Below are 10,821 nucleotides of genomic sequence, written 5' to 3' on the forward strand. Positions count from 1 at the left end.
TTATATTTGTCAAATGTTGTTTTTTTACCTGAGCAAAGGTTGACAATAGTAAGTGAGATAAATAGAATCAAAACCAATCACCAATAATCATTTTGAATCATAATCCATCATCAAGGTGATTATTAACTAATAAGGCGATGATTATGAATGAAGTGCAAAGACACAATGAAATATTGTCGTTATTGGAAACACATCGAGTGATCAATGTTTCTCATATTACCGAACAATTTAGTGTGTCTCCTGCAACAGCTCGTCGTGATATTTCAAAGTTAGATGAGCAAGGTAAATTGCGAAAAATCCGTAATGGTGCTGAACGTATTGAAAATAAAAAACGTAAGTGGACACCGTTAAACATTAACAGTACTGAGCACTATGAAGAAAAATCTGAAATCGCAATTAAAGCGGCAGCGCTTTGTCTTCCTGGGGAAAGCGCTGTCATTAACTGTGGTTCTACCGCGTTTATGTTAGGGCAGCAATTATGCGGGAAAAACGTACAAATTGTGACTAATTATTTTCCATTAGCGAGCTATTTGATTGATCAAGACCATGATGACGTCATTCTAATCGGTGGGCAGTATAACAAAGCACAAAACATTTTTTTGAATCCGGCTTTGAACACGTTAATGGGCTATGCAGGTAACTGGATGTTTACTTCAGGTAAAGGGTTAACGGAAGCTGGATTATATAAAGCTGACATGCTGACTGCGGTTGCAGAGCAGCAAATGCTTGACCAAATTGATAAATTAGTTGTTGTTGTAGACAGTTCCAAAGTGGGTCATCGAACCGGAATGTTATTTTGCCCAGCTAATAAGATAGATGTTCTTATTACTGGAAGAAATGCCAACTCTGAGGTTATCAAAGCGATTGCCGCACAGGGCACGCGAGTGATACTGGTTTAATTCCGTCGTATACCTAATTTTTAACATTTAAACCAATTCAGCCTTCATGCCTTAATTTCTCGATTAAGGCATCAGGCTCCCTACATCTAAAATTCTTGAAAAAGGTATTATGACTATGAGCAAAGTTAATGAAATCACACGTGAATCTTGGATTTTAAGTACATTTCCTGAGTGGGGAACGTGGCTAAATGAAGAAATTGAAAAAACGGTTGTTGAACCTAATACCTTTTCAATGTGGTGGCTAGGATGCACAGGGATTTGGTTAAAAAGTGAGGGAAATACCAATGTTTGTATCGATTTTTGGTGTGGAACAGGGAAAAAAACACAAAAAAATCCATTGATGAATAAGCAACACCAAATGATGCGCATGGGGGGAGTTGAAGCGCTACAACCAAACTTACGCACTGCGATTTTCCCTTTAGACCCGTTTGCCATTAAAAATGTTGATGCGATTTTAGCGTCTCATGACCATGCTGACCATATTGATGTGAATGTGGCGGCGGCGGTAATGCAAAATTGCGGCGACCACGTTAAATTTATTGGTCCTCAAGCCTGTGTAGATTTATGGATTAAGTGGGGCGTACCAGTAGAGTGTTGTGTAGTCGCCAAAGTTGGCGATGTACTGGAAGTAGGGGATATGAAAATCCGTGTGTTAGATTCATTTGACCGCACAGCATTGGTGACATTGCCACAGGGTGTTTCTTCCACTGATAAGCAAATTTTAGATGGCATGGATTCTCGTGCGGTGAACTACTTGATAGAAACAACTGGCGGCTCTATTTATCATTCCGGCGATTCACATTATTCAAACTATTATGCGGCGCATGGTAACCGTTACAATATTGATGTCGCACTGCTTTCTTTTGGCGAAAACCCACGTGGTGTGACGGATAAAATGACGTCATCGGATATTTTACGTGCAGCAGAATCATTAGATTGTGAGCGGGTTATTCCATTCCACCATGATATTTGGGCAAACTTCCAAAATGACCCGCGTGAAATAGAAGTGTTGTGGAATATGAAAAAAGAGCGTTTGCAATATAAATTTGCCCCGTTCTTCTGGCAAGTGGGTGGGAGATATACTTATCCAACAGATAAAGACCGCATGCATTATCAACATTTCCGTGGCTTTAGTGATATTTTCAAAAATGAACCTGAATTACCATATAAAGCATTTTTATAATTAATTGGTTTGTTAAGAAAAGCAGAAGGGGAAACTTTTCTGCTTTTTTAATTGGACTTAATAACGAAAAAAACCGTCACCATGAAGTGACGGTTTAAGTGATTGAATTAGAAATTATTCTTTTTCGGTTAAGATAAACATGCCGTATGGGTGGATCTGCAAATAAAGTTTTTCCCCAATAGTGGGTTGCAACTGCGTCGCATTAATTTGCAGTAACATAGATTGACCGTGCCAATCAACAGTGACCTCGTATTGAGGTCCCATATAAGCAACGTGAGTAACTGTGCAGCATTGGCTATCTTCGCCTTGCAAACTCAGTGTGATGGCTTCAGGACGAACCCCCACAGTCACCGCAGTTTTATCTGTAACAAACCGCTCTGGACGCGGTAAACGATAATTGAAAATATCCACCGAGTCAGCGCTAAGAGTTGCAGGGAAAATATTTGCATCCCCCATAAAGCTCGCCATAAATTTTGACGCTGGCTGGCGGTATAGCGCTTGCGGTGAACCTAACTGCATGATTTTCCCTTTATTCATCACTAGAACCATATCCGAAACCGCAAAAGCCTCGCTTTGGTCATGGGTGACATATAAAGAGGTGATATTGAACTGTTGCTGTAACTCACGAATTTTTTCACGCATGCTACGACGCAAATTTGCATCCAAGTTACTTAATGGCTCATCAAATAATAGCACTTTAGGCTTGAGTATCAATGCACGAGCTAAGGCTACACGCTGCTGCTGACCTCCAGAAATTTGGTCAACAAAACGGTCAGAAAAACCGGCCAAATCCACTAACTCTAATGCTTCTTCAACTCGTTTTTTAATTTCCGCTTTGGGTAATCCTAACATTTTTAAGCCATAACCGACATTATCCCCTAACGACATATGTGGGAATAGGGCGTAGGATTGGAAAACCATACAAATATCACGCTGTTGAATTGAACGGTCTGTCACATCTTCGCCATCAATAAACATGCGGCCTTCAGTGGGTTTTTCTAACCCCGCCACTAGGCGTAATACGGTAGTTTTACCGCAACCGGATGGGCCGAGTAGGGTCACCATGCTACCTTGCGGAATAGAAAGACTTAAATCATCGATGACGGTATTGTTGCCAAAGCGTTTAGTCACATTTTTTAGTTCAACAAAATTATGTTGTGTCATGTCAGTTACTCCGTGATTACTCTGCATTTTTGGCTTTGGAACGTGAAACACGGGCTTCGCCAATCAAATAGTCAAATAAGAAAATAATTGCCAACATTACGACAATCAGGATTGAGCCATAGGCAATGGCAACGCCATATTCACCGTCTTCTACACGGTTCAAAATATAGGCTGTAGCGACGCGAGTATCAGGAGTAACCAAGAATACAATCGCACTGACCGTGGTGATCGCACGGACAAAGCTATAGATCAGCGCTGATAAAATGGCTGGGCGCAACAATGGCAGTAAGATAAAGAAGATGGTACGCATTGAACCCGCTCGTAAGCTGAGAGAGGCTTCATCCAACGATTTATCAATTTGCCCTAAGCCTGCAATACCTGCACGGATCCCGACAGGAACGTTACGCATGGTCATTGATATAATGACGATAGCGGCAGTTCCCGTTAAATAAAATGGGGAATCGTTAAAGGCTAAGATGTATGACACGCCCGCAACTGTTCCTGGTACGGCAAAGCACAGCATCGTGGTAAATTCGATAGTCTTTTTACCGCGGAACTCTTGGCGAACCACAATATAGGCAATTAATAAACCGAGGATCGCGGTGATGGGGGCGGCAATACCGGCGTACAGAAGGGTATCCAACAATGATGGCCACGCACCATCGCTCATTCCTTGACCGAATAATTTTATAAAGTTATCGAAAGTTAAGGTGTAATCAACACCCCAGTTAACGGTAAAGCTACCGTAGAAAATACTGCCGTATAACAATACGTTAAATGCAACCCAAATCGCTAAGAAAGTGGTCACAGTGGCAATTAATGACGTTGGTAAAGGCTGAACATCACCACGGTAAGATTTTCCTGATACGGTGACATAGGAGCGTTTACCTATCCACATATACTGCACGCAGAAGACTAATAGTGAGAACACTAATAGTGATGCACCCAAGGTACTGGCGGCTTGATAATCCAGCTGTGAACCGGTGATATAAAAGTAAATTTGCGTTGCGAGTACGTCGAAGTTACCGCCTAAAACCAATGGGTTACTAAAGTCAGCAAGCGATTGCACAATGACGATTAAAAATGCGTTCGCCAAAGCAGGTTTCAGTAATGGCATAAACACATTAAAGAACGTTTGGTAGCGGTTTGCCCGCAGTGTGTACGACGCTTCTTCTAATGATGGATGAATGGTTTTAATTGCCCCATCTAAAATCATAAATGACATAGGGGTAAATGCGAGGACTTGAGCCAACCAAATACCGGTGAAGCCATATAACCAGTTGGTATTTTCCAGACCCATATAGGTCGCAAGGAATTCAGTAATATAGCCCGAACGCCCCATCATCAAGGTGACCCCTAAGCCAACCACAAATGGCGGAGTGACGATAGGCAAAATAGAAAAAACACGGCCAATGATGGCAGAGCGTTTAGCAATACGCGTCGTATAAATGGCTAAAATTAAGCCAAAGAAAGTACAGCCAGCCCCTACCGCTAACGATAAAAATACTGAGTTAATAATAACTTGGACAATATGAGATTGCGTCAAAATTGCCACAAAGGCGAATGGTGCAAAGTCCCCATTTCCATCAGTAAACATCGGAATGAAAATAGCGACACTCGGGAACACAATAAACAGGGTTATCAAAGCAACAACGGTGATTAGCGAGCCAATAACGAATTGGTCTCCACCGAGCCACTCAAGTCGAGTTAACGCCAGTGTCATCACCATACCCAAGGCGATAAATAGTACAATAGTTGAGTAACCTAACCCTTTTCCTTCAAAATAGGAGGTTAAGATCACCACGGCTGCGGTGACAACCGCCACGCCAATATCGAAATAATGGCGGGTTTTATGGTAACGATCCGCTGGTGTTAACGGGCGAATAAATAAAATAGAAGGCAATAAATACCAGAGCCAGCTAATGTTTAGGTTGCTCCAACCGTAAGCCGCTATGATTTCGTCTTGTGTTGAGTCAAGTACGCCATAGTCTAAGCTCCAAGAAGGCAGCAACGCGAAACCTAGCCAAGCAATCAGCAGCCAAAAAAATATGCTATCTTTTTTGGTTGAGGTCGATAAGGTTAGGGTTTGAGACATAGTTCCCCCTAAGCTCGTCATATATTGCGCTGTCACAGTGTTGGCTTCACTCCATTACCCCAGTCACATACTTTTGTATGCGTTTAGGGATAACGTCATGCGGCGCTGGCGACAACTCAAATTATTCAGAGCTTAATTAAATTTAATTTTTATTTTAGTTTAGTAAGAGCTCAGTGCGGTGGATGGCCACCGCACGAGATAGCTATTTGCTCATTTTGACTTCTGTTACCCATTTATTGATAAGGTTCTTACGGACATCAGCATCACCGTATTTGTCCATATCGTAATTAATTAGGTTTAACTCATTGAGTTTTAAAGAAATAGGAGATGACTCAGCTGTCGTATTGGTTAAGATTTGGTAAGATTTTCCTTCTTTCCAACTTAACTCTTGGGCTTCTTTCGATAAGACGAAATCAACAAACAGTTTCGCGTTATCCATATTGCGTGCATTTTTCAGGATACTGATCCCGCCAATTTCATAGCCAGTACCTTCGCATGGTGCGATAAGCTCTAATGGCGCGCCATTTTCCACTTCTAATGAATAATCATGTAAAAAGCCAATACCAATGGCCGACTCACCGCGAGCGGCGTTACGTGCTGGGGCAATACCTGACTTAGTATATTGAGAGATATTTGAGTTTAATTTTTTAAGGTAATCAAAGGCTTGCTCATTACCCCATAATTGGTCGAAAGTGGCTAATGCGGTATAAGCGGTTCCTGAACTTTGTGGGTCTGCAATTTGAATTTCGCCTTTATATTCAGGTTTGGTTAAATCTTTCCAGCAAGTTGGGATAGGTAACCCTTTCTCTTTTAGGCGGTCTTTGTTAACGCCAAACCCTAAAATACCGATGTAAACTGCGGAAGAGTAATTACCTTTACGTTTTGCAGGGTCTTGGAATTGTGGCATGATTTCAGCCAGATTTGGCGATTTGTATGGTTCAAGTAAATCCATTTCCCCTGCTTGTGAATGTGGGTCTAATGTACCGCCGTACCACACGTCAGCTTGTGGGTTTCGTTTTTCAGCTTCGATTTTGGCTAACGTACTGCCAGAACCATTACGTACAAAGGTGGTTTTGACATCATATTTCTTAGCAAAAGCTTGTGTTTCAGTTTCACACATGGCGTTAGTGGCGCTACAGTAAACGACTAAACGGCCCGCAGCATTTGCAGTAGTAGTAATAGCTGCAAGGGATAAGCCTGCAGCAACAAGCGTAGAGAGAGTTTTCAGTTTCATTGTCAGTCCTTTATTCAGGTTTTATTATCAGAGGGTGAAACAGTGCCCGCCAAATGCTCTCGTTTGCTGACATTGGCAATCAATAGAGGCATTAGCAGTAATCCCATCAAAGCCGCGGCACTGGCAAGTAAGGAAAACATGCCTGACCAACCATAATGTGCAATGACTTGAGAGAGTGGCCACCCGGCAATCGCCGCCCCTAAATAGGCGTACAAACCGAGATAACCTGTTACCGCTCCAGCTGCTTTTTTATGACAATATTCTGTTGCAGCTAGACCGATTAACATTTGTGGTCCAAAAACAAAAAATCCAATCGCAAAGAAGCATGCAGCCAATAAAGCATAGTGATGAATTGGCGTTAACCATAAGGCACTTACTGAGACACAAAGACCCAATGAAAACAGCAGGATCATAGGCGCTCGTTGGCCACGAAACAGAATATCAGAGCCCCAACCAGAGCAGAGTGCCCCTAATAATCCGCCCAGCTCAAATAACGATAATGTTGCATTCGCACTGAGTAAATTGGTGCCATGTTTCTCTGTTAACCATAGATTTCCCCAATCATTTATCGCCATGCGAATGAGATAAACCAAAATATAGGAGAAGCCCAGTAACCAAATCATACGGTTAAAAATGATGGCATCTTTTAATATCACTAGCATTGGCATTGGCGGCGATAAGCGCTCTTGGCGCAACTCCAAAACATCGTGTCGCCACTGCCCAACGCTTGGAAGCTGCTCTTCTTGCGGTGTGCCACGTAATTGACGACATAACCACAGCCCAATAATGACACCAATAACACCAGGGACAATTAAGGCCATTTGCCAACTGTATTGGGTCGCCAATAATGCGGTAAGCAAGGGTAGTAACATTCCCCCAAGGTTGATGGAGATATTCCATAATCCCCACCAAAAGCCACGTTCATTACGTGAATACCAATGCGTTAGAATGCGTGCACAAGGCGGCCAACCCCAACCTTGGAAAAAGCCATTTAATGTCCAAACAATTAATAACGCTGGAAACGATAAGCAATAGGCAAAAATGATGTTGAGTAACCCCGTCATCACTAAGCCAACCCCCATAAACCAACGGTATCCTGTAATATCGTGGAAAATCCCTGAAAGAAACTTGGAGATTCCGTAAGTCAAATAAAACGACGTCGCTATCCAACCTATGTCACTTTTATCGAGAAACAGTTCGTTTTGCATAACAGGCATCACGAAGTTAAAACTCTTTCGTGTGAGGTAAAAAGTGGCATAACCAATAATCATTGATAGCATTAAGCGGCGACGCCAAAAACGATACGTGTTATCCAGACTCAACGTGTCTTTACCTGTCATAGGGCGGTTTCTCTTGTTAAGGAAAATGTAATCAAGTTTTTAACAAAAAGGATGAGAGAAGGTATTAGAGGGCTAGGAATTATTCCTAGTTTTGCGATGTTTTATCTTAAAATGTGGGCAAGTTAACACTTATTTGTGTTCCGTTTTGGGTTGTTAATGTCCAATCACCACCTAAGGCTCGAACTCGCTCCTCAATACCGCGCAACCCAAAGCCACTAGTGCGTTTGCTAAATGGAATGCCGACGCCATTATCATTAACAACAAGCTGGATCGAGTCACCTATTTGCTTAAGAGATATGTGGATTTGTGTGGCTTTTGCATGTTTACTGATATTGTTAAGTAACTCTTGGACGAGGCGATAAAGCGTAAACAACACTGTTTCATTGATCGGTGTTGTTTGTAAGCCATAATGAAAGTGGCATTGAATATTATTCTGTGGAAAAGAAAATTCAACAATTAAGTGTGTTAGTGCATTTTCAAGCGACATTTCATCTAACACAGGAGGGCGCAACTGGCGCAATAATTGCCGCGTAGATTGATGAATTTGTTGCGCTAATTCATTTATTTGACTTGCTGCTTGGTGGCTGATGTCATCTGTTGCTGTTTTTTTCACTAACATCGACTGAATTTGAATCGCGGTGATATTTTGCCCAATTTCATCATGCAGCTCACGGGCAATCGCTTTTTTGATATCTTCTTCGGTATGCACGAGCTGCAACATTAAGTCGCGCCGTGTTTTTAGTTCTTCTTCTAAGCGTTGGCGATAACGTTGTAGGTTACTCGCCAGCTGTTTTTGTCGGCTAATTGCTATCCCAAGGCCAATACCAATTAAGGCTTGAGTGCTGAGAAACATTTCTAATTCTTCTAAATCAGCAAATGCACCGTGAAATTGCCGGGCAAAAGTAATGATTAAACTACCTAATAATGCAGAAAGTACGCCACCTTGCCAGCCATAACGATAAGCCATAAAAACGTTAGGAATAAACACCAGTAAGACAATTAACCGTTCAATTTCGGGAGCAAAAAATACTTGGGCGCTGAGCCCAACGACACAAAATAGAAAACACCAAACAATTAAAGAGGTTCGTAATTGCTTATCTGGCGTCCCATAATCAAGGAGCATTTGGTAGTGCTGTTCGTGTAGATATTCATAAATAAGGTAAACAAAAGGAGAAAGCAGTATCCCTCCGGTGAATGTTGTTAGGAATAATTGGCTAATGGAATAAGATGATAACCCACTGAATAATAAAGCATGTAATACACTATTTGCCGCAACGCCTGCGAGTAATAATAATAACCGCTGCCAATATAACGTATAACGCCACCAGATATTTTGAATAACAAAAGCAACACCGAGACTTAATAACGGTGATAACAGTAAAATAGGTTGGAAGAGAAGTTGCTCTGATGATAACCAAAAATTTAATATCCCTTCGCTAAGTAGCAGTGTTGGCCAGTAGCGTCGCCAAAGGATAATCATCAATGCTAGGCGTAAGCCTTGCGGCAGAAATAAAGTTGCCTGAAAACTGTTTTGACTTAAATAAAAGCCGATGATCCACAACCCAATCCATAACAGCGAATAAGTAAAAAATAAGAAGATGGATTGCAGCGTTAACCGTAAGCTTTTATTCATGCCTAAATTACCGTGAAATTAGATTATGTTCTAGCGCGTAGTGAACAAGGTCGATGGTATTTTCGCATTGCAATTTGCCTAATATATTTGCGCGGTGAACGTGCACGGTTTTATGGCTTAATTCAAGTTGCTCTGCGATCACTTTTACACTCAAGCCAGCAACTAATAAATCAAATACTTCCCGTTCCCGAGGTGTCAATTCATGTAGGCTTTGCTGTTGTTGAGGTGAGTGGCGTAGTGCTCGCATAGCATCGGAACATAAGTAGCAGCCGCCTTGGTGGACAGAGCGAACAGCTTGCACTAACTCTTCAGGGCCACAACGTTTAGTTAAATACGCGCTGGCTCCCGCATCTAAAGCACTTTGCACAAAGGCTGGGGTATCATAAATGCTCAATATAATGGTGCGAAAATCAGGCTTTTTTTGACGTAAACGTGATAAAAGCTGTAAACCGTTTTCATCTGGCATCGATATATCCATGATGGCGACATCGATATCCAAATTAAGCAAATTAGGCCAAGCTTCTTGGGCATTCGCATATTGCCCAACAACAGAAATATCGGGTTCCAGTGTTAAAAGTTGAGCGAAACCAGAACGCACAACCACGTGGTCATCAACTAAAGCGATTTTTATCATATTTTTTATCAATTTGATGAGTAGGGTATTGGGAAATCTTATATCAATATCGAGAAAGATTAGCTACCAGCAGAATGTAAAATTCTGCTGTTCATCCATAATGACGAGCAATTTTTTTATTGGGGTAAAATTTTCACGCAAACTTATTCATGTTGAATAATAAATGACCAAAAAACAAGGTGTATAAAAATAGCGACAGACGCCACTTTGGGGTGTCGCCAAAAGGAGACATTTATCTTATTGATAAATATAGATTTATAAATTTGATGTTTAGGGTGTCTTAAATTAGCGACAATATTGAGAAAGAGATAAACCGTTTCAGTGTATCCAGAATCACTGAATAGACGGTAAAAAATAAATTGTCTTATTTTTTAATGTGTTAAAAAATAAATTGAAAAGTTGGCACGGTATGTGCATAATAATATTCAGTTGCTCATTCAACTTCTTATGTAGGTCCAAAATTAGTTGGGTACATACCACATAAACCAAGAATGACGCCAAAGTAAGGTGCCTACCGTCCAACAGCACAGATATTCGCCTTCGGGCCTTATCAAACACAGGGCGACACGTGGAGTGAGGCACCACCTATATAATTATCTTTAATGTAAAGACATAATTATATAAAAGCAGCAACCATCA

General features: G+C 41.4%; 8 protein-coding genes. 2 read left to right on the forward strand and 6 right to left on the reverse strand.

Translation table 11 applies throughout. From position 1 onward, the window contains the following. Positions 1–143: 143 nt before the first annotated feature. Together ulaR and ulaG are read left to right on the forward strand one after the other, a co-directional pair. Positions 144–899 carry an HTH-type transcriptional regulator UlaR gene (gene ulaR, locus PR725_RS03910; protein ID WP_004912750.1) on the forward strand — a complete coding sequence of 252 codons (756 nt, stop codon included), beginning with the start codon at positions 144–146 and terminating at the stop codon, positions 897–899. 115 nt (positions 900–1,014) lie between these two features. Then, a complete protein-coding gene (ulaG, locus tag PR725_RS03915; protein ID WP_272567664.1) occupies positions 1,015–2,082 on the forward strand; it encodes an L-ascorbate 6-phosphate lactonase in 1,068 nt (355 codons plus the stop codon). A 114-nt stretch (positions 2,083–2,196) separates the two neighbouring features. Here the strand turns inward: ulaG and fbpC are convergent, their stop codons facing one another. The 6 genes from fbpC to PR725_RS03945 form a co-directional block, all read right to left on the reverse strand. Further along, complete coding sequence (gene fbpC, locus PR725_RS03920; protein WP_272567667.1) at positions 2,197–3,246, reverse strand: ferric ABC transporter ATP-binding protein; 1,050 nt, start codon at positions 3,244–3,246, stop codon at positions 2,197–2,199. A 16-nt stretch (positions 3,247–3,262) separates the two neighbouring features. Then, entirely contained in the window at positions 3,263–5,341 is a 2,079-nt protein-coding gene (locus PR725_RS03925; RefSeq protein ID WP_109911463.1) for an ABC transporter permease, read from the reverse strand. Between the two features lie 202 nt (positions 5,342–5,543). Then, a complete protein-coding gene (locus tag PR725_RS03930) occupies positions 5,544–6,575 on the reverse strand; it encodes an ABC transporter substrate-binding protein (RefSeq protein ID WP_004912741.1) in 1,032 nt (343 codons plus the stop codon). Positions 6,576–6,589: 14 nt separating this feature from the next. Further along, positions 6,590–7,942 carry an MFS transporter family glucose-6-phosphate receptor UhpC gene (gene uhpC, locus PR725_RS03935; protein WP_226537939.1) on the reverse strand — a complete coding sequence of 451 codons (1,353 nt, stop codon included), beginning with the start codon at positions 7,940–7,942 and terminating at the stop codon, positions 6,590–6,592. A 79-nt stretch (positions 7,943–8,021) separates the two neighbouring features. Continuing rightward, on the reverse strand, positions 8,022–9,548 hold the full coding sequence (locus PR725_RS03940; protein WP_272567672.1) for an MASE1 domain-containing sensor histidine kinase: 1,527 nt from the start codon (positions 9,546–9,548) through the stop codon (positions 8,022–8,024). 7 nt (positions 9,549–9,555) lie between these two features. Continuing rightward, the gene (locus PR725_RS03945; protein ID WP_109911466.1) at positions 9,556–10,182 is read right to left on the reverse strand and encodes a response regulator transcription factor; all 627 of its coding nucleotides are present in this window, start codon (positions 10,180–10,182) and stop codon (positions 9,556–9,558) included. Between the last annotated feature and the right edge of the window lie 639 nt (positions 10,183–10,821).

Source organism: Providencia sp. PROV255 (assembly GCF_028478065.1).
Taxonomy (GTDB): Bacteria; Pseudomonadota; Gammaproteobacteria; order Enterobacterales; family Enterobacteriaceae; genus Providencia; species Providencia rettgeri.

Bases quoted from the DNA above. Each gene is read 5' to 3' on its own strand.
- ulaR (WP_004912750.1), top strand. From the start codon at position 144: ATGAATGAAGTGCAAAGACACAATGAAATATTGTCGTTATTGGAAACA.
- ulaG (WP_272567664.1), top strand. From the start codon at position 1,015: ATGAGCAAAGTTAATGAAATCACACGTGAATCTTGGATTTTAAGTACA.
- fbpC (WP_272567667.1), bottom strand. From the start codon at position 3,246: ATGACACAACATAATTTTGTTGAACTAAAAAATGTGACTAAACGCTTT.
- PR725_RS03925 (WP_109911463.1), bottom strand. From the start codon at position 5,341: ATGTCTCAAACCCTAACCTTATCGACCTCAACCAAAAAAGATAGCATA.
- PR725_RS03930 (WP_004912741.1), bottom strand. From the start codon at position 6,575: ATGAAACTGAAAACTCTCTCTACGCTTGTTGCTGCAGGCTTATCCCTT.
- PR725_RS03940 (WP_272567672.1), bottom strand. From the start codon at position 9,548: ATGAATAAAAGCTTACGGTTAACGCTGCAATCCATCTTCTTATTTTTT.
- PR725_RS03945 (WP_109911466.1), bottom strand. From the start codon at position 10,182: ATGATAAAAATCGCTTTAGTTGATGACCACGTGGTTGTGCGTTCTGGT.